The organism is Paracoccus sp. MBLB3053 (assembly GCF_031822435.1).
Classification (GTDB): domain Bacteria; phylum Pseudomonadota; class Alphaproteobacteria; order Rhodobacterales; family Rhodobacteraceae; genus Paracoccus; species Paracoccus aurantius.
Window position 1 is genome coordinate 2331980 of sequence record NZ_JAVQLW010000001.1, and the last position, 18911, is coordinate 2350890.

14 protein-coding genes and 1 riboswitch are annotated in these 18911 nt (G+C 59.4%); of the genes, 10 read left to right on the forward strand and 4 right to left on the reverse strand.

The window, feature by feature from the left end; genetic code table 11:
- The first annotated feature begins 634 nt into the window (after positions 1-634).
- The 3 genes from RGQ15_RS11675 (at position 635) to RGQ15_RS11685 (ending at position 4849) form a co-directional block, all read left to right on the forward strand.
- Complete coding sequence (locus RGQ15_RS11675) at positions 635-1288, forward strand: hypothetical protein (RefSeq protein ID WP_311160399.1); 654 nt, start codon at positions 635-637, stop codon at positions 1286-1288.
- Positions 1289-1698: 410 nt separating this feature from the next.
- Positions 1699-3411 carry an ATP-dependent nuclease gene (locus tag RGQ15_RS11680; protein ID WP_311160400.1) on the forward strand — a complete coding sequence of 571 codons (1713 nt, stop codon included), beginning with the start codon at positions 1699-1701 and terminating at the stop codon, positions 3409-3411.
- A 118-nt stretch (positions 3412-3529) separates the two neighbouring features.
- A complete protein-coding gene (locus RGQ15_RS11685) occupies positions 3530-4849 on the forward strand; it encodes a UvrD-helicase domain-containing protein (protein ID WP_409201319.1) in 1320 nt (439 codons plus the stop codon).
- A gap of 633 nt (positions 4850-5482) precedes the next feature.
- On the opposite strand, the gene RGQ15_RS11690 is transcribed toward RGQ15_RS11685, so the two are convergent.
- Entirely contained in the window at positions 5483-6199 is a 717-nt protein-coding gene (locus RGQ15_RS11690; protein ID WP_311160402.1) for a hypothetical protein, read from the reverse strand.
- 268 nt (positions 6200-6467) lie between these two features.
- Positions 6468-7031: a hypothetical protein gene (locus RGQ15_RS11695; protein ID WP_311160403.1), complete on the reverse strand. Its 564-nt coding sequence runs from the start codon at positions 7029-7031 to the stop codon at positions 6468-6470.
- Between the two features lie 1235 nt (positions 7032-8266).
- On the opposite strand from RGQ15_RS11695, the gene RGQ15_RS11700 reads away from it, so the two are divergent.
- Genes RGQ15_RS11700 through cbiB form a run of 3 tightly spaced genes read left to right on the forward strand, consistent with a single transcriptional unit; the run spans position 8267 to position 10591 of the window.
- Positions 8267-8848 (forward strand): histidine phosphatase family protein, encoded by a 582-nt coding sequence (locus RGQ15_RS11700; RefSeq protein WP_311160404.1) that lies wholly within the window; start codon positions 8267-8269, stop codon positions 8846-8848.
- Between the two features lie 4 nt (positions 8849-8852).
- Positions 8853-9656: a GHMP family kinase ATP-binding protein gene (locus RGQ15_RS11705; protein ID WP_311160405.1), complete on the forward strand. Its 804-nt coding sequence runs from the start codon at positions 8853-8855 to the stop codon at positions 9654-9656.
- Positions 9657-9667: 11 nt separating this feature from the next.
- On the forward strand, positions 9668-10591 hold the full coding sequence (cbiB, locus tag RGQ15_RS11710) for an adenosylcobinamide-phosphate synthase CbiB (RefSeq protein WP_311161083.1): 924 nt from the start codon (positions 9668-9670) through the stop codon (positions 10589-10591).
- A gap of 14 nt (positions 10592-10605) precedes the next feature.
- Here cbiB and RGQ15_RS11715 read toward each other — a convergent pair whose 3' ends face one another.
- Both RGQ15_RS11715 and cobO read right to left on the reverse strand, forming a co-directional pair.
- Positions 10606-12051 (reverse strand): cobyric acid synthase, encoded by a 1446-nt coding sequence (locus tag RGQ15_RS11715; protein ID WP_311160406.1) that lies wholly within the window; start codon positions 12049-12051, stop codon positions 10606-10608.
- Between the two features lie 32 nt (positions 12052-12083).
- Positions 12084-12692 carry a cob(I)yrinic acid a,c-diamide adenosyltransferase gene (cobO, locus tag RGQ15_RS11720; RefSeq protein WP_311160407.1) on the reverse strand — a complete coding sequence of 203 codons (609 nt, stop codon included), beginning with the start codon at positions 12690-12692 and terminating at the stop codon, positions 12084-12086.
- 39 nt (positions 12693-12731) lie between these two features.
- Positions 12732-12936: riboswitch (cobalamin riboswitch) on the forward strand.
- 88 nt (positions 12937-13024) lie between these two features.
- Here cobO and RGQ15_RS11725 point away from each other — a divergent pair.
- The 4 genes from RGQ15_RS11725 to cobG are packed head-to-tail and all read left to right on the forward strand — an operon-like array spanning position 13025 to position 18911.
- Positions 13025-13396, forward strand: a complete 372-nt coding sequence (locus RGQ15_RS11725) for a DUF1636 domain-containing protein (protein WP_311160408.1) — start codon at positions 13025-13027, stop codon at positions 13394-13396.
- Positions 13396-14451, forward strand: coding sequence for a cobalamin biosynthesis protein CobW (cobW, locus tag RGQ15_RS11730; protein WP_311160409.1), 1056 nt, complete (start codon positions 13396-13398; stop codon positions 14449-14451). Before RGQ15_RS11725 ends, cobW begins: the two co-directional genes overlap by 1 nt.
- 12 nt (positions 14452-14463) lie before the next feature.
- Positions 14464-17751, forward strand: coding sequence for a cobaltochelatase subunit CobN (cobN, locus tag RGQ15_RS11735; RefSeq protein WP_311160410.1), 3288 nt, complete (start codon positions 14464-14466; stop codon positions 17749-17751).
- A complete protein-coding gene (cobG, locus tag RGQ15_RS11740) occupies positions 17748-18911 on the forward strand; it encodes a precorrin-3B synthase (RefSeq protein WP_311160411.1) in 1164 nt (387 codons plus the stop codon). Before cobN ends, cobG begins: the two co-directional genes overlap by 4 nt.

The window sequence follows — 18911 nt, forward strand, 5'->3', positions numbered from 1 at the left end:
AGAAAGGACCTCGGCTGAGATGATTGCCAGTTTGGCAAATGCCAAGCTGCAAGACGCTGCTCTCTCGAGAGAAACAAGTCGCTGCGGAGCGCTGACGCGTTTACGGCGGTGTCGAGAGAAGTTGGCGCTTTGTCACGCTGACCGTCGCTGCTGCCGGGCAGACCACAAACGCTCCCACCCGGCTTGCAACCAAACAATCGATACAAGGCCATTGTTGTCATTGCTAACGTGAGTCGGGAAGTTGGCGAAATGGACAAGAGATCTCGGATGCAGCGCCTGCCGAGAACCTCAAGACGCCAGGTTTCTACCAGTTGCCAAGTGGAATGACGCTTGGGTCCGGCGCAGCGAAGTTCAGCTTGCCGCCCAGACCTTCGCGAAGGCGAATTTTGGCATTGTCCGAAGATCTCGCTTCGTCCACCATGCGGGTTGCGATCCCAGCGCTGAAGGACGACCCAAAGCAGACTTGCAATTCCACCTTCATATTGCGACAGGCACGCCTTCCGTATTCCTCGAAGCGAGATTGACTTTCGCGTTGGTAAACATCTTCAACGGAAATCTGTCGCTGATCCTTCCGCACTCGTCGGGGCACATCGTCGTGTAGGCCCTACACAATCTATTCCTCGAGGTTAAGTTTATGGTGGAAGATTTTCCCTTACAGCAAGGCTCTCTTGACTTTCTTTGCGGCATCTATGCTGCAATCAACGCAATGTATGTCCGGGGTGAGATCGATGAGCTCGACGAAGCTTCGATCCCTTTCAGGCTGGCCATGAATACAATGCAGGCCAGCCAGGATTGGGACCTCGCCGCTTCGATCTGCTACGGAATAGACGAAGATCCATACAACGAACTTCTTGTTAAGTTGAGTTGGCGTGAGTGGAGAGAGCCCATCGAAGATCCTGAGGCTGACGAGCTAGAGGCGTTATTTCGGGAGCGAGCTGACGAGCCCGGCTTTTGCGTTATCGTGTCCCTCATTGAGCCAACGGATTTAGGCAAGAAATCTGGTGATCGCGATGTCATCCATTACACGGTAGTGACGGGTATTACAGGCGAGGCTATCCATTTGTCAGATAGCACGGGAGTGCCCGAGATCACGCGTAAAGGGCAAGTCTTAGAGCTCGCCGCCCCCAGTGAGACTGAGAAGGCAGTTAGGCCGGGTAAGGCAGTTAGGCCGGGTAAGGCAGTTAGGCTGGGTAAGGTCTTTGTCCCCAACTGGCCTTGCAAAGGGCGGCGCAATTTTGACAAAAAAGTTGGAAAAAAGCACGAATCCAACCTCTTTATCGAACTTTAAAATCGTTCGTCCTTAGTCCATCCCTGCATGACGGAGGCTCCGAACGTCGGCAATCCCGTATAGACGTCGTACGACGAGCCGCTTGCCGGACTTCCGGTCTATGCGACGAAATCCGTGCCTGAAGCGATGGAGACACCAAGGCTAACGACGGAGAGGCTGGAAATCTGGCGAAGGCCAAGCTGAGGTGAGCCGCTAGTTGCCCACCAAGGGCCGGACTTGCGCCATTGCTCGCGTTCGTGCTCCATGCAGCATCCGTCGAGCAGGGCGGTGAGCTGACTTTCGCTGTTGAAGCGAACACGGCTATGTTATGTGTTCGAAGCAGACATTCTCGTTGGACATCTTGATAGCCGTGCCGCAGGCTAAGACTGATTCAGAATAGCTGATTTGATTCAAAAGGATGTTTCAGAGTAATGCGCATTCGACATCTAAAAATAAGGAACTTTCGGGGCATCCGTGAACTTGACTGGATTATTCCAGACAGAAAGCTCCTTTGTTTAGTTGGTCGTGGTGACACCAGAAAGTCCACGCTCCTCGAAGCCGTTCGGCGCTTGTTTCATCCGCATTGGAATTTATCTTTTGACGATGCTGATTTTTACCAATGCAGACCAGAAAATCACGTTCTCATTGAGGCCGTGCTTGGGGACCTTCCTGACGAATTCAGAGATCTTGAGAAATATGGACACTGGCTCAGTGGATGGGACGTTGCGACCGGTAGCAGGGTAGAAGATCCAGGAGAAGGCCTCGAAGACGCATTGACGGTTCGTCTGTCAGTCGGTGAAGATCTCGAGCCCATTTGGTCTGTCATCAAAGACGCCGATGCTGCCGGTATGCAGTTCAAGGCCGCAGACAGGGCCAAAGTATCTGTCAACCTTATTGGAACGACGTCGGACCGACACCTAACTTGGTCCCGCGGCTCGATATTGAGCCAGCTTACAGAGACAGGGAACATAAACTCATCTCTCGCAGGCGCAGCGCGGGCTGCCAAAGCAGCACTGGAGACACGCCGCACTGAAGACCTGAACGCTTTCGACGCCGTAGCCGCGAAGGCTGAGATTACCGCGCGTTCTCTGGGCGTTGCGGTACAATCATCTTTCAATGCACACCTCGATGCCGACGCAATCAACGTTCGTGTAGCAGGCCTGGCATTGCATGACGGTGATATCCCACTGCGCCTTTTGGGTTTGGGTTCGAAGAGAATGTTGAGTACCGGCATGCAAAAACAGGCCCTTATGGCACCTCATACTACTCTGTTCGACGAGGTGGAAGTTGGACTCGAACCGCATCGCATTGCCCGCCTACTGAAACACTTAAAGGATGATACCTCTGGACAGTACTTTCTAACCACGCATTCTCCGGTAGTGCTCAGAGAACTGGCAATCGCAGATCTCCATGTCGTCCATTGGAACGCCGATCGCGTTGAGGTTATTGAGGCAAATAAGCCAGGTATTTCAGACCTCATGCAGGGGAAAATTAGATCAGGCGCTGAGGCCTTTCTCGCTCCCAACATCATCGTATGTGAAGGCGCAACTGAAGTTGGGTTTCTGCGGGGTCTGGATGGCCACTGGTCTGACGACCGCGGATTAGAGGCGTTTGCCTATCTTGGGGTTGCCCTCTTCGATGCTGATGGTGCCGGAAACATAAGAGCTACGGCCTCGGGATTGAAAGAGCTTGGATACAACGTTGCCGTCTTGGCCGATTCAGACGAAGATATTCATTTCAGCGACGCCCATGCGGAAGAACTGCGCGCCAATGGAATATTCGTGGCCAAATGGAGCGACGGCCTCTCAATTGAAGAGCGCGTTTTTCGCGATTTACCTTGGGATGGCGTCATGTCTTCATTCGGCGCGGCTCGTGCCATTATTGGAAATGACACCTCGTTAATTGCTCAGATTCAGGCTCGTTTCGGCGCCGGATTTGAACCCAATTTTGCAGAATGGGTCGATACGCCGGAGTTGAGAGATGCTCTTGGACGAACCGCAAAAGATAAGGGCTGGTTCAAACGCCAAGATTTTGGCCAGATCTGGGCCAACGAAGTTGCCGCATCTTTGGAAAATAGAGATATTAGTGCAAGTGATTTGGTTCAAAAGTTGAGTGGCTTGCGGCAATGGGTTGACCATGTGTGACCTTGCGAGAGCCCTCGCAGAGCATAGAGGTCCGGGTTATGTTGTGGCCCCTGCGGGCTTCGGGAAGACACACCTCATAGCTGAAGCGACAGCGCTTTCAGATGGTCGACAACTTATCTTGACGCATACTTATGCCGGCGTGAATGCCATCAGGCGAAAGTTGCGAACTTTAGGGGTCAAGGAGCAGCAGTTCCACGTCGATACCATTGCGAGCTGGGCGCTGCATTTGTGTCTTTCCTACAGACATACTTCTGGCTGGGCCATTGAACGGCCTGCAGATAACGAACAATGGAATGCACTTTATGCCGCCGTTGGTGACTTTCTCGATCATGAGTTCGTTAGACGGATCATCCGTTCGTCATATGTCGGCCTTTACGTGGATGAGTACCAAGACTGTTCAGTTAGCCAGCACGCTATCGTCATGAAAATTTCCCGGGATCTCCCCTGCCGCGTGTTGGGTGATCCACTTCAGGGAATATTCGATTTCGGAGGGCAACAGCCAGTCGACTGGGCTCGTGATATTGAGGGCGTCTTCGCACAGGTTGGCCAGCTTGATGTCCCACATCGTTGGGCCCAAGCAGGTGCAGGTCAACTCGGAGAGTGGCTACGCAACGTTCGCACAAATCTTGAAAACGGAACGGAAATAGATCTTAGGCGACGTCTGCCTGAAGGGGTCAGGTATGTTGGGGCAAGAAATGTACCGCAAGATCTTCTGCGAACACAGGTTAACACATGCCGCTATTTCAATTGCGGGCCAAAACATACGGTCATTGCCATTCACAAAGGCAGTCAGGATTTCAAGGCGAGATGCCATCGACTGTCGCAAAATTTGTCTGGGCGGTACTCGTCAATTGAGGAGGTTGAGGGGCGTGATATGTTTGCGTTCTTCCGCCGTATGACTGCTGCTGACAGCAATAGCCGCCGGCTTCAAGAAGCCATCGCGTTTGCTGGAAAGTGTATGACCCATGTAAATGCGAACCTACCGGCCGGCACCATCCGGGGGGAAGCGGTCACTATTCGCGCAGCTACCCGCAGTCCCGAAGTTGCCAAGATCGCCAATGAATACTTGAGTAGTCCCAATAGCGCCGGTCTTGCGGAGCTGTTGAAGGCAATCAAGGGCCTTGCACAGACGAACGTGACGCGAGCCGACCTTCTTAACCGCGTCCTCGGTGTCTTACAGAAACACACGATGCACCCCGAACTGTCATGTGATGAAGCCGTAGAGCAATACCAACGTGAGTTTCGTTTCAAGGGGCGGCCGGTTGGCCATCTTCGGCAAATTGGCACGACGCTTCTTGTCAAGGGACTGGAGTACGACCACGCCATCGTTCTGGATGCAACGACATTATCGCGAAAGGAGCTTTACGTTGCGCTGACACGTGGTGCTCGGACACTCACGATTGTATCGACCAATCCCGTGTTGAATCCGCCTGCCTGATTTCACCATATTCTGTCGGAAGTCAGTTTTGGGCCAACCTTAACTCGGAGCAAAGAGCTCGACGATGAGGAAATTAGAAAATGAAAGGGGCAGAATAATGGTGGAAATTACAGTGAGTCGGGAGCCTGGTGGAAGTTTTTCTACCTCTTCTAAATACACAGGTCTTTCGCAGAGAGATAGCTTGGAAAAGATAATCTCGAACTTGTGTGATCACTTGGGTATTAGGAAAGTCTACAAAAAATATGGCGCGCGAGGCAGCAAATTTTACTGCCCCGATAATGAAAGGGGTTTGTATCAGAGCGCGACCAATACGATATTGAGTTTGGCAGCTAAGTTAAGCTCGTCAAGAGGTCAAAAACTTGAGTTTGTTGCATCGATCGATCAAGCTCACACCCAAAGAAAGCCGTGACATCCCAGGTTACTGCACAGTAAGCGTCCGCTTTGCGAAGGCCGCACCGCGGCGTTTCGCGGTATCGCGAACGACCGCAATGGGCCGTGTCCGCGGGTAAGAGGTTGCCGCGCGCCTTTGTCGTCGACAAGGGCGGCTCGTCGACGTTAAGAGGGCAAAGCGGCTGTCCACAGAGCGACGTGCCTCTTCGCTACAGCTTCCGAACTAATCGGCATCAATAACGATCATCCAGTTCTGAGGCGCCACGCTCGTTCAATTGCCCCCAGGCACGAAACACTGAATACATTTCGGGCTATGAAAAGAAGATCGGCAACCTCATAATACATTTCCTCGGCGTATCCAGCATAGAGCTGACGATACGCGCGGAATGCATCCTTATCTTCGCTCAGATGCTCAAAATGCGAGAACCGAAGGTTGTGGGCGGCGTGGTTCCTTATGTCCCTGATGGCTACCAAGTCATTATAATCATCGGCATCCGACAAGGCTCCCTTCTTGTGTAGTTGGTTAATTTTCCCACCCAGTGTCTTTGCCATATTAACGCCGGGCAGTTTAAACCGGATGACCTCGCCAAGTGCAATTTCCAATAGGGCACTCCAGACAAGGACAATACCGCGTGGTGTGCCGCGTGAGTTCTCAAGATTAGCTTCTTCAATTCCCTGACGTAAAAAGCCAAATGTTTCTGGCGTCAGATAAATTTCTCTCGGGCTAGTCACTCTGCAAAAATCGCTAGCGAAACTGCCGTATGGGTGGATTTCTCCAAACTCGCCGGATCGTATGCGTTCATAGAGCTTTCGACCGTGAGGCTCGGGGTCTGCTGACGACGCACTGAATGGGAGTTCGTGCTTGCAGTGGTTAAACCTCACCCAGCAGTTTACGATATTTGCGACTTCCGTCTCACTACAACTATGAACATGCTCGATTTGGTGCGATATCTTAATCATCATAGTATCATCATAACCCTGTTAATCCGCCCACGAAACGATACTGCGACTTCAGCGGCAGGTGCCGTTGGGCAGATCATCGCGTTCGAGCAGCGGACTCCACCTCCATCCCCTGAGTAGACTGTGCTTGGTCAATCGCGCCGCGGCAAGCACGAACGTCTGGTCTGGGGATGTTGCAAGGAAGCGCCCGGCAGCGGCCGTGTGGCAGCTAAGGGCCGGCCGCGTCAACGTCCAGCTTTGGCCTGCTGATGCCCCGGGCTGGGATGTCTTATAGGCCCTCAAACCAAGGGTAGCGAGCTCCGGGCACGACAAGTTCTATGTCATCTTCAAAATCCGCGAAGAGATCGACAGTCCAATTTCGATTGTGCCCCATGGCTGCACACCACGCCGCCACGATCGCGTCACCCTCATGATCTGCTCCCGAATTGGCCACTGCGTCTTGATAGGCCTCACGGATTGCATTCTCGCCGGATACGCGGAGCAACAGCTTAGGGTGACTCTCGTAGACCGGCAATCCAAGCCGCTTGGCGACAATCGCGCCATTCAGGGTCATGGAACTGTATAAGGAGTTCTGCGCCACAATCGAGTTGCCGCCATACTTACGTCGTAGAGCATTATCGCAGGCCCGCCCGCCCATGGGGGACCAGGCCAAGAGAGTGTCTATGCCGAGTGCAACCGCTGTTCTTGAATGTGACTCAAGCCAAGACAGTGCCTCGGTTGCATCGCGAACAGTCGCCTTGTCCACAACTCTTGGCGCACCAGAAACTACCTGAATCGCCGCGACACCGTTTTTTCCTTTTCCGCCTGGGTCGTAACCAAGAAACAGGGTCATGCTCTATGCCTTCTCGTTTTTGGAGGTGAAGCATCCTCCTTACCAGTCGTTACGCAAGGCTTGAACGTCCGGTTCCGTGATGCTGCGCTGCAGCTCGTGTCCTATTTAGGTGCGGCGCCATTGGGCCGGTCCTGCCAGTTGGCTGCGGCTCGGCAAAGGTCTGTTCAGTCCGGCGCCAGAGCCCAACAATCCCCGCGCTGGTGATCGTCAAGGCCAGGTCGAAGGAGGACGTCCAACTTCGGGACACCTGCCATCTAACCCATTGATTCTTATATGCGCGAGCAGCAGGGCAGGCGGGACACCTTGTCGTTGATTTTTCATGATAATTTCGACATGCGGCTAGTCCCTCCGCGCCTACCAAGAATGCGTCACGTCGAGCCCATTTCAGGCATCAAGTGACTGAATTGCGATAATCTTGGCGACTTTCAGCTGTCCACGAGATAGCGCATGATCATCCTTTCACCAATATCTTGATTCAAATAGATTTTAGATCCTCTTGACGCAGCCAGCTGTCCAATTTTTCTCTCCGGCGCCAGCGCGTGTTTGGTCCTGTCTGGTATGTTGGATTCGATACCAACGCTTCGGAAGTGGAAACGCCGCTCACAGACGCGCAATGCGGGTCTGTAAAGCCTAAGGAGAGATATTCCTCCTCCGAGGCGTGTGGCGGAAGAAGCTGTCCTGGACCCTGAGGAGATCCCGGCCTGAGGGATCTGGACCGAAGTCTGCATCGGTGCCGTTTTCCGGCAGCGGCAGTTCGAGGCCTCAGGTCATGAAATTCGGATCATCGCTCCACAGTACATCAAACACTTCGGTCGGAACTGATCGTAACAACGCCGAGGACATCGCGATTGACTTGATGCGGGTTTGGCCTGTGGCGGGGGCATGGGCTGAGAAATTGGCCAAATGCCGGTCCATCGAGGGTGACTTGTTTGCCCTTCCATCTTTCCTGACTTGGTAGGCATGCCGTTGAAGCGCTCGCCGAGGCCGATTTTCACAGCTTTTCCGGCAGAGTGAATTCATGTCTTCACACGCGCTCGTGCGTTTCGGTTCATTGGGGGAACGGCTGCCGCATCGACCTTGCAGGCGCCACGCTGTTTCCACTGCTTCCGAAAGGACCCACATTGCCAAACCATGACGGAGCGGCAGAGCAGCACGATCCGCCTGGTCCGAAACATCATCGACTTTGCCGGCCCGTTGTGCAAATCAGGCGCGGAGCGATCGGATTTACCTAGAGAATGCAACCTGGCGCCAACGAGCTTGTCCTGATCCGCCATGCTCCCTCGGATCATGCCGGGCGGCTGGCCGGGCGGAGCGACGTCGGAGCGATTCTGCCCGGAGATGCGCAGGCTGAGCGTCTCAGAGCTCTTCTCGGGGGATGTCGGATCATTGTCTCAAGTCCCGCCCGACGCTGTCGCCTTACCGCAGACTGGCTGTTTCCGCATCGCCCGGTGCTTGAGGATCAACGCCTGTGGGAGCAGGATTTCGGTGCCCATGAAGGCATGCCCTTTGCAGATATTCCCGATATCGGCGCGTTGGAGGGAAGGGAGCTTGCCGCATATCGCCCTCCGGGGGGCGAAAGCTTTGATGACATGGCCCGACGCGCAGGGCCGGCCATCCTCGATCATGCCATGCGCGCGATCGAGCTGGGGCCTGTTGCAGTCGTCGCGCATGCCGGTACGGTGCGGGCGGCAATCGGCATGGCACTTGGCGAACCCAGCCTTGGGCTTCGTTTCGAGGTCGCGCCGCTATCGCTGACCCGCCTGGGCTGCCTGCAAGAAGGCTTCGTCATCGGTGCGACGAACTGGATGGCTGGATAGGATGGTGGCGCGAGTTTCAGGGCATTTCGGGGAATGGATACAGGGCCGCCTTGGCCCGGAAGGCCAGCTTGCCCTGGTAACGCTGGTCTGCAAGGATCTGGCGGTCGAGGCGGAGCTCGTTGGCGCGGGCGAACTGGCCGTCCTGCAGGAACCGCATGTGCTCGATCCCAAGCAGATTGCGTCGCATTTCAGTGCGCTCGATCTCTTGCCGGCGAAGTTCCGGCTCAGGGCCGGGATGCCGCCCGGCGGTGGAGCCGGGGCCTCGACCGCGGCGCTGGTCGCCTTGGCGCTCGCGGGCGAACGGGACGGCAGATCTTTCGATCCTGCCGAGCTTGCCAAAGCATGCCTTGCCGTTGAAGGGGCGACCGATCCTCTCATGTTCCCAGCGCCCGACCGGGTTCTCTGGGCCCCGAGAGAGGCCGTCCTGCTTGAAACGCTGCCCCCGCCGCCCGAGGCCGAAATCCTCGGTGGGTTCTGGGGGGCGCCGCAAAGGACCGATCCTCGGGATCTCGAATTTCCCGATGTCAGCGATTTGGTGGCGCAATGGCGTGCCGGCCCTGACCTCGCCGAAGCGGCCCGGCTCGCATCGCAATCGGCCGAACGCTGCGCTGCTCTCCGGGGACCGGCACATGATCCCACGGCCGAGCTTGCTGCAAGGCTCGGAGCCTTGGGCCATGTTCGGGCGCATACCGGCTCGGCACGGGGATTGATCTTTGCCACGGGCACCGTCCCGCGATGCGCCGCCGAGACGCTTGCCCGGTCGGGGATGACCGGGGTGATCCGTTTTGTTACCGGGGGACACGATTGACATTTGCCACAATGATGCTGGTGGCGCTTTTGGTCGATGCTTTGTTCGGCTGGCCCGATCGGCTTTTCGAACGGATCGGGCATCCCGTGACCTGGATCGGGGGCCTGATCGACTGGCTCGATCGAAAGATGAACCGGTTCGGAGATTCTGCTGTCGGACTTTTTGCCGGTGCCTTTACCGTGCTCGTCGTCACGATCGCCGTGGCCTTGCCAGCCGCGATGCTTCAACGACTCTTGCCCGAGGGATGGGCGGGGATCGTGTTCGGCGGCATTCTCGCATGGCCGCTCGTCGCGGCAAGATCCCTTCATGAGCATGTCGCCGCTGTGGCAGGCCCGCTGGCTGCGGGTGACCTTGCGCGATCCCGCAAGGCGGTCGCCATGATCGTCGGGCGAGATCCCGAGCGCCTCGATGAGGCGGGCGTTGCCAGGGCAGGGCTCGAGAGCCTGGCCGAGAACTGCTCGGACGGTGTCATTGCGCCGCTTTTCTGGGGGCTGATCGGAGGGGTGCCGGGCATTGCCATCTACAAGGCGGTCAATACGATGGATTCGATGATTGGCCACCGCACGCCGCGCCACGAAACATTCGGCAAGGTCGCGGCCCGGCTGGACGATGTGATGAACCTTGTTCCGGCACGGCTCACGGGTGTGCTTTTCGCGATTGCGTCATGGGATTGCTGTGCGGCGTTGCGGGTGATGTGGCGGGATGCCAGACACCATCGGTCGCCAAATGCGGGCTGGCCGGAAGCAGCCATGGCAGGTGCTCTGGGCGTTCGGCTTTCGGGCCCTAGGATCTATGGCGATCGCGTCGCCCATGAGCCTTGGCTGAACGGGTCCGCGCCAAACCCCACGGCCAGGGATTTTGGGCAGGGGCTTTCCCTTTACCGGCGTGTCGTCATGCTGGCAGGGGCCCTGCTTTTGCTTTGCGCCTTGTTCTGAGCTTTGGCCCGGGGCTATCGGGCCAGGGCGAGAAGGCCGGGAACATCAAGATGCAATTCGAGATGTCGGGCCAGCCCGTCAAGCACCCCATCGACCGCCGCGTCATAACCCCTGTGCGAAGCGATGCCGAACCCCGCCAGATAAGCATGACGAAAGCCATCCTCGCAAAAGAGCCCATGCAGATAGGTGCCCTCGACAAGCCCGTCTGGACTGATCGCGCCATCAGGCTGGGCTTCGATCCGGGCAAAGGGGCGACGACAGTCGGGGCCTGCACTTCTGCCGACATGGATTTCGTATCCGTGGCAAGGGGTCCCGGTGGGGACATGAACCGCGCGCACTTGGGTCAGGCGCTTGTCCGGCGTCATCACGGTCGAAACATCAAGCATGCCAAGACCGGGCGTGACCCCGGGCTTTCCCTCGATGCCATCGGGGTCCGCGACCTCGCGGCCAAGCATCTGATAGCCGCCGCAGATACCCAGAATACGCCCCCCTCTGCGTCGATGGGCGACAAGGTCGATATCCCACCCCTGTTCGCGCAAGAAGGCAAGATCACCGCGGGTGGACTTGGTTCCGGGGATGATCACCAGATCCGCATCACCGGGGATGGCCTTGCCGGGTTGCAGCATGGTCAGGCGGATGCCGGGTTCCTGACCGAGCGGATCGAGGTCATCGAAATTCGCGATACGTGAAAGGCAAAGGCAGACCACGTGCAATCCGCTGGCCTGTCTCGGAGGACGAATATCCAAGGCGTCCTCGGCCGGCAGGCGCCATGCATCCCCGAACCAGGGGCAGACCCCGAAGCCGCGCCAGCCGGTTGTCCGGGCGATCAATGCATAACCATCGTCGAACAGGCTCGGGTCGCCGCGGAAACGGTTGATGAGAAAGCCTTCGATCTGGCTCGAGTCGCGAGGATCGAGAACGGTCTTTGTGCCGACCATCTGGGCGATGACGCCGCCTCGGTCGATATCGCCGACGAGCACGACGGGCAGGTCGGCTGCGCACGCGAAACCCATGTTGGCGATGTCGTTCCTGCGCAGGTTCACTTCGGCCGGGCTTCCGGCGCCTTCGACGATCACCAGATCATGCGCGGTGCGAAGGCGGTCGAAGCTTTCAAGCACGTGGTCAAGCAATCGCGGCTTCAGCGTAGCGTAGTCCTTTGCCCTGACCGTGGTCAGCCGCTTGCCCTGCACGATGACCTGCGCCCCGACATCCGTTTCGGGCTTCAGCAGAACCGGGTTCATGTCGGTATGGGGCGCGAGCCCGCAGGCCATTGCCTGCAATGCCTGCGCCCGTCCGATTTCGCCGCCATCCGAAGTCACGGCGGCATTGTTTGACATGTTCTGGGGTTTGAACGGCGCAACCGAGATCCCGCGCAGACGCGCGGCCCGACACAGACCCGCAACCAGAAGCGATTTCCCGACATTGCTGCCGGTGCCCTGAAGCATCAATGCGCGGCCCATGGGTCAGGCCATCTCGTTTCGCTGCGATGACATCAAAACTCGACACCGATCTGGGCCTTGATGCCGGCGCGGAACGGATGCTTGACCAAGGTCATCTCGGTCACGAGATCGGCGATCTCGATCAGTTCTGGCTTGGCATTCCGGCCGGTCAGGCAGACATGCGTCATTTCCGGTTTTTCGTTGACCAGAAAGTCGATCACCTCGTGAAGGTCGAGGTAATCGTAGCGCAGCGCGATGTTGATTTCGTCGAGAAGCACGAAACGGATCTCGGGGTCTAGGATCTGTTCCTTCGCGATCCGCCAGCCATTCCGGGCGGCGGCGATGTCGCGATCGCGGTCCTGTGTTTCCCAGGTGAAGCCTTCGCCCGAAACGAAAAATCGGCATTCGGTCGGGAAGCGGTCGCGCAGGAAGCTTTTTTCCCCGGTGTCGCGATCGCCCTTGATGAATTGCACCACCGCGCAGGGCATGCCATGGGCAATGCAGCGCATGACCATCCCGAATCCCGACGAGGACTTGCCCTTTCCCGGTCCGGTATGGACGATGACCAGGCCCTTTTCGCCGGTCTTGGTCTTCATCATCTCGTCACGGGCAGCCTTGATGCGCTGCATCTTGTGCTTGTGGCGAAGGGTCGAGTCTTCCATGGCAGGTCCTTGGCGCTTGACAGTCTTGGTCCGAGCGGACCATACCAGCCGGGTTGGTGCCTGTGCAAACAGGTGAAAAGGGAATGCGCGAGACCAAGGTCCAGAGCGCAGCCGCCCCCGCGACCGTAAACGGAGAGGGCGCCCAATGTCACTGGCCGCGTGCGGTTCGGGAAGGCAGGGCAACCGCAGGAGCAGGGCTCCGAGATCCGCAAGCCGGGAGACCTGCCAGCAGAACGCGAGAAACCGGACGGGGTGTTCTGGTGGGGATAGGCGGCCTTTGCGGGCCGCATGATCGCCATTGTCCCCGTTCCCTGATTTGCCGGGCGAGGCGGATGACAAAGAACAACGCGCCAGTCGAGCTACTGGTCTGTACGAAATGCCGCCGCGCCGACGAAGTCGGCGGCGAGGAACGTCCCGGCAGCATTCTTTATCGACGCCTTTCCGAAAGCGGTATCGAAGCAGTCAAGATCACCCCCGTCGAATGCCTGTCGAACTGCAATCGCGGCTGCACGATCGCGTTGCGAGGACCGGGCCGCTGGACCTATATCTACGGCAATCTCGACGAGGGCGTCGATCTTGACATGATCCGCGAAGGAACGCGGAAATATCTCGTGACGCCTGATGGGCTGGTTGCCTGGCGCGACCGCCCGGAGCATTTCCGCAAGAACTGTATTGCCCGCATACCGCCCATGGAGACCGCCTGATGGCCAATCTTGAGAAACTTCCCGTTACCGTGATCACCGGCTTTCTCGGTTCGGGAAAGACGACGCTGATCTCTCATCTGATGCGTAATCCCGGCGGCAAGCGGCTTGCCGTGATCGTCAACGAATTTGGCGAGGTCGGTGTCGATGGCGAGATCCTGAGGCAATGCGCGATCCCGGAATGCCCGGTCGAGAACATCGTCGAACTGGCGAATGGCTGTATCTGCTGCACCGTGGCGGATGATTTCATCCCCACGATCGAGGCGCTGATGGCTCTTGAGCCACGCCCGGATCACATCCTGATCGAAACCTCGGGTCTGGCCTTGCCGAAACCGCTCCTGAAAGCATTCGACTGGCCGGCGATCCGTTCGCGCATCACCGTGGACGGGGTGATCGCGCTTGCCGACGCTGAAGCGGTCGCGGCGGGGCGTTTCGCGCCGGATGTCGCTGCGGTCGATCGCCAGAGACTGGCCGATGAAAGCCTGGATCATGAAACACCGCTTTCGGAGGTCTTCGAGGATCAGATTTCCTGCGCGGATATCGTCTTGCTGACCAAGTCAGACCTCGCGGGGCCCGACGGTGTGGAAAAAGCCAAGGCCGTGATCCATGCCGAGGCGCCCCGGCCTCTGCCCGTGCTCGAGGTGGCCGAAGGCGCGGTCGACCCGCGCGTCATTCTTGGGCTTGGGGCCGCGGCCGAGGATGATCTGGCGTCGCGCCCTTCGCATCACGACGGCGCGGCGGATCACGAGCATGATGATTTCGAAAGCGTCGTGATCGACTTTCCAGAAATCGACAACCCGGAAAGGCTTGTCGCCCGGATCGAGGAGCTGGCGATCTCGCAGAATATCCTGCGGGTGAAAGGCTATGCCGCGGTGAAGGGCAAGCCCATGAGGCTTCTGGTCCAGGCCGTGGGTGCGCGGGTTCGCCACCAGTTCGACCGTGCCTGGATGCCGGGAGAGGAGCGCCGCAGCCGACTCGTGGTGATCGCCGAGCATGACGATGTCGACGAAGAGGCGATCCGCGCGGCTCTGGTGCCCAGCGAAGTGGCTGCCGAATAGGGCAAGTTCACTATGCATGTCGTCTTTCGCGAAAGCCATGGTCTGGAGGAAACCGAGACGCCGACGGATCTCGGGCAAAGCCCGGCCGAACTGGTGGTGCTGTCCTTCTCGGACAGCGACCTTGGGGCTTTCGCGGCTGGCTGGCATGACGCCCGCCTGTCTGACGATCCACTGCCAAGACTGCGGCTGGCCAATCTGGCCAGTCTCAAGCATCCTCTCTCGGTCGATACTTATGTCGAGCAGACACTGTCAGGTGCGCGAGCCATTCTCGTGCGGCTGATCGGCGGCGTTTCCTACTGGTCGTATGGTCTGCAGCAGGTCGCAACACTGGCCCGGGAAAATGGGATTGCCCTGGCCGTTCTGCCCGTGGACGGTCAGGCCGATCCCCGCCTGGACGAGATATCTTCCTTGCCCGCTCAGCAATTGCGGCGCTTGACGCGCCTTTGCGACATGGGCGGCGCGAAGGCGGCACGTGCGGCGCTGGGTGAACTGGCCGCCGCTGCGGGGCTTGGGGTTTTCGGCCTTGCCGAGACCGAAGCCTTGCCGGAATGGGGCATATGGACACCTGAAGAGGGGGTCTTGAATGGCGCGGCTATGGGGCAGGGGGATGCCCATCCGTTGGCGATGGTCGTGTTTTATCGCTCTTACCTGGTCTCGGCAGATCTCGCTCCGATCCACGAGCTTTTCCGGGCCTTGCGGGATCGCGGCTTTCGCGTCCTTGGCCTTTTCGCAAATTCGCTCAAATCCGCGACGGCCAAGGGCTGGATCGCCGATCAACTGACACATCTTGGCCCGACCGTGATCGTCAATGCCACTGCCTTCTCGGGCGCGGACGAGTCCGGGGTTTCCCCTCTGGATGCGGCAGGGGTTCCCGTGTTCCAGGTTGCGCTTGCGACATCGAACCGTCAGGCGTGGCAGGGTTCGACCCGTGGCCTTTCTCCGGCGGATCTCGCGATGCATGTCGTCCTGCCCGAAGTGGATGGCCGGATATTTGCCGGCGTCGCCTCGTTCAAGGAACCCACCGGACGGGACGCAGAGCTCGAATTCGCGCATATTTGCCACCGCGCCGAGATCGAACGGATCGAGGCCATTGCCGCGCGTGTTGCCGCGTGGCACCGGCTGGCCACGCTGCCGCCCGCCGAACGGCGCATTGCGCTGGTCATGTCGACCTATCCCGGCCGGGAATGGAACATGGCGCACGCGGTCGGATTGGACCCGCTCGCCTCGGCCGAGGCGATCCTGGATGATCTGGTTGAGGCAGGCCATTCGACCCGCTCCGGTCGGGGGCTCGATCAGGCCCTGCAGCACCATCGGGAATTCTGGCCGATGACCCGCTACCGCAAGGCATTGTCCAGGTTGCCCGATGCCCTTCGTGCCGAACTGGAACAGGTTTGGGGCAGGCCCGAGAGCGACCCCGATGCCGACGAGAATGGCTTTTCCTTCGCGGCCGTATCTCGCGGCAAGGCCATTGTCGCATTGCAGCCGGAACGGGGCACGCCGGATCGCCGCGAGACGGAATACCATGACCTGTCGCGCGTGCCGCGCCACGCCTATGTCGCCTTCTATCTCTGGCTGCAGGATCAGGCCGATGCTGTCATCCATATCGGCGCGCATGGCACATTGGAATGGTTGCCCGGCAAATCGGTCGGCCTGTCAGGTTCCTGTTGGCCCGAGGCCCTCACTGGGACGCTACCGGTGATCTATCCTTTCATCGTCAACGATCCGGGCGAGGCGGCGCAGGCCAAGCGGCGCATCGGCGCGGTGACATTGGGGCATATCCCGCCGCCCCTGCGGCAGTCCGGACTTCCCGACAGGCTGGCCAGAATCGAGAACCTGCTTGATGAGTTCTCGAATGCCGATGGGCTTGACCCGAGGCGACGGGAAAGCTTGATGCTGGATATCATGGACGAGGCCCAAGCCGTTGGCCTTGAACAGGATATCGGAATGCTTGCGAATGTGTCCCCGGCCGAGGCCATCACGCGGATCGACAGCTTCGTCTGCGATGTGAAGGAAAGCCAGTTCGGTGATGGACTGCATGTCTGGGGCCGCCCACCGGCACAGGAGGGGGCGTTCGAAGCCACGCCCTCCGCCGCCTGCGAACGACGGTCCCTGATCGATGCCCTTTCCGGCCACAGGATCGAGCCCGGCCCGTCAGGCTCGCCCTATCGTGGGCGAAGCGATGTGCTGCCGACCGGCCGCAACCTGTTCACCACCGATCCGCGCAGTGTTCCGACCCGTGCCGCCTATGCCCATGGGATTCGGCTTGCCGATGAGCTGGTTCGCCGTCATCTGCAGGATCAGGGCGACTGGCCCAAGGGGGTCATCGTCGATCTCTGGGGCTCGGCCACGATGCGGACGGCGGGCGAGGAATTCGCCATGGCGCTTGCGCTTTTGGGGGTCCGCCCGATCTGGGACCAGGGGTCGGAGCGGGTGTCCGGGATCGAGATCTTGCCCATTGCCGAGCTTTCGCGGCCCAGAATCGACGTGACCCTGCGGGTATCGGGGCTTTTCCGGGATGTGTTCCCGACCCTCACGACCGTCTTTCAGCAGGCGGTCCGGGCGCTTGGCGAACGCGACGAGCAGGTCGAATGGAACCCCTATGTCGGGACCTGCGGCTCGCGCGTGTTCGGCCCGGCGCCGGGCAGCTTCGGACTTGGGATGGGCCCCTTGCTGGAAGACTACTCAGCCGAGGGGCGTCGCGCTGCGGGCGAGGCCTGGCTGGCCGCCTCGGCCTGGGCGATCGACGGGGATCGCGCGCAGCGCGAGGATGATGCCATCCGGGCACGGGTCGCGCAGGCCGACACCTTCGTCCATCTGCAAGACCTCGCCGAATCCGACCTGCTTCTGGCCGAGGATTATGCCAGCCACGAGGCCGGCTTTTCCGCCGCGCAACACGTCGCCGGGGGCAAGGCCACGCTTTATCATCTGGACCATCGCGATCCTGCGCGCCCTCGCGCACGTCTGCTTTCAGAAGAGATCGCGCGGGTCGTCCACGCGCGGGCCACCCATCCGGGCTGGATCTCGGGAATGCGACGGCACGGGTTCAGGGGCGCTGCCGAGATTGCGGCGACCCTCGAGAACATGGCGGCATTCGCGCATCTTGCGGGCGTCGTCTCGCCACATCTCTTCGATCTCTACTGGCACGCAACGCTGGGGGATGAGGCCGTTACCGAATTCCTTGAGCACAGCAATCCGTTCGCCCTCGCGGCCATGCGGGCACGATTTGCCGAGCTGCATGCGGCGGGCCTTTGGCAGACCCGGCGGAATTCGATCCTCGCCGAGCTGGAAGCCGGCAAATGAGCGCGCCCGAGATCCGTGGATGGTGTCCGGGCGCGCATCGCCCGATGATGTCCGGCGACGGGCTGGTGGTTCGCATCCGCCCCCCTTTCGGTGAAATGAACGCCGAACAGGCGCAGGGTCTGGCCAGCCTGGCTTCGAATTGCGGAAATGGGATCATCGAACTCACCAGCAGAGCCAATCTGCAATTGCGTGGCGTCAGCCCTGCCACTTACGATCAGGTCGCAGCGGGGCTTGCAGCGCTTGGCCTTCTGGATGCCGATCCGGCGATCGAGGGGCGCCGGAACATCGTGATCGACCCGTTCCGAAGCTGTGGACATGACGGCATGCAAGGCCAGATCTGCATGCTGCTGAGCAAGGGGCTGGCGGCCGAGGATCTGTCGCGCTTGCCGTCCAAGTTCGGCTTCGTCATTGATACGGGGCCGTTCCGCAGGCTTGCAGGGATCAGCGGCGACATCCGCATCGAAGCAAGCGGCGACAACCTCGTGGTCCGCGCTGACGGTTGTGGACTTGGGTGCCTCGCGAGCGATCCCCCCGTGGCAGTGGGTCTTGCCCTGGATCTGGCGCGCTGGTTCATCCAGTCCGGCGGCGTCGGGCCGGATGGGCGTGGTCGGATGGCACGCCATCTTGCATCGGGTGCCTGCCTTGCAGAGCGTTTTGCGGGCGCGGTGCCACCCAATCCCGAGGCCCGCCCGGCAAGCCCGGGATTCGGCCTTGGGGGCCTGCTGGTTGGTGCGGCTTTCGGCCAGTTGCGCAGCGATGACCTGCATTCGCTTGCCGAACTTGCGCCGATCTTGCGGATCACCCCGTGGCGGATGGTGTTTCTGCCGGGATATGATGGGAACGCCCCGCCTTCAGCAGATCTGATCACCGACCCGAGCGACCCGGTCCTGCGGATCTCTGCCTGCACAGGCTCGCCCGGTTGCCCGCAATCCAGCGTCGAGACCCGCGCCCTGGCCCGCGCGCTGGCGAGCGAACTGCCGCCATCGGCAGGTCTTCACGTCTCGGGTTGCGCCAAAGGCTGCGCGCATCCCAAACCCGAGGAAATCACGCTGGTCGGGCGGGATGGCCGCTTCGACCTTGTCAGGAACGGCACCGCATGGGATGAGCCGGATCTCCGGTCAATTCCGCCGGGGCAAGAGCTCATAATCATTGGCGGATGA

Excerpts from the sequence above, each read along its gene's own strand:
- RGQ15_RS11715 (WP_311160406.1), bottom strand. The coding sequence starts at position 12,051 with ATGGGCCGCGCATTGATGCTTCAGGGCACCGGCAGCAATGTCGGGAAA.
- RGQ15_RS11725 (WP_311160408.1), top strand. The coding sequence starts at position 13,025 with ATGACAAAGAACAACGCGCCAGTCGAGCTACTGGTCTGTACGAAATGC.
- cobN (WP_311160410.1), top strand. The coding sequence starts at position 14,464 with ATGCATGTCGTCTTTCGCGAAAGCCATGGTCTGGAGGAAACCGAGACG.
- RGQ15_RS11680 (WP_311160400.1), top strand. The coding sequence starts at position 1,699 with ATGCGCATTCGACATCTAAAAATAAGGAACTTTCGGGGCATCCGTGAA.
- RGQ15_RS11675 (WP_311160399.1), top strand. The coding sequence starts at position 635 with ATGGTGGAAGATTTTCCCTTACAGCAAGGCTCTCTTGACTTTCTTTGC.
- RGQ15_RS11700 (WP_311160404.1), top strand. The coding sequence starts at position 8,267 with ATGCAACCTGGCGCCAACGAGCTTGTCCTGATCCGCCATGCTCCCTCG.
- cbiB (WP_311161083.1), top strand. The coding sequence starts at position 9,668 with ATGATGCTGGTGGCGCTTTTGGTCGATGCTTTGTTCGGCTGGCCCGAT.
- RGQ15_RS11695 (WP_311160403.1), bottom strand. The coding sequence starts at position 7,031 with ATGACCCTGTTTCTTGGTTACGACCCAGGCGGAAAAGGAAAAAACGGT.
- cobO (WP_311160407.1), bottom strand. The coding sequence starts at position 12,692 with ATGGAAGACTCGACCCTTCGCCACAAGCACAAGATGCAGCGCATCAAG.
- cobW (WP_311160409.1), top strand. The coding sequence starts at position 13,396 with ATGGCCAATCTTGAGAAACTTCCCGTTACCGTGATCACCGGCTTTCTC.
- cobG (WP_311160411.1), top strand. The coding sequence starts at position 17,748 with ATGAGCGCGCCCGAGATCCGTGGATGGTGTCCGGGCGCGCATCGCCCG.
- RGQ15_RS11690 (WP_311160402.1), bottom strand. The coding sequence starts at position 6,199 with ATGATTAAGATATCGCACCAAATCGAGCATGTTCATAGTTGTAGTGAG.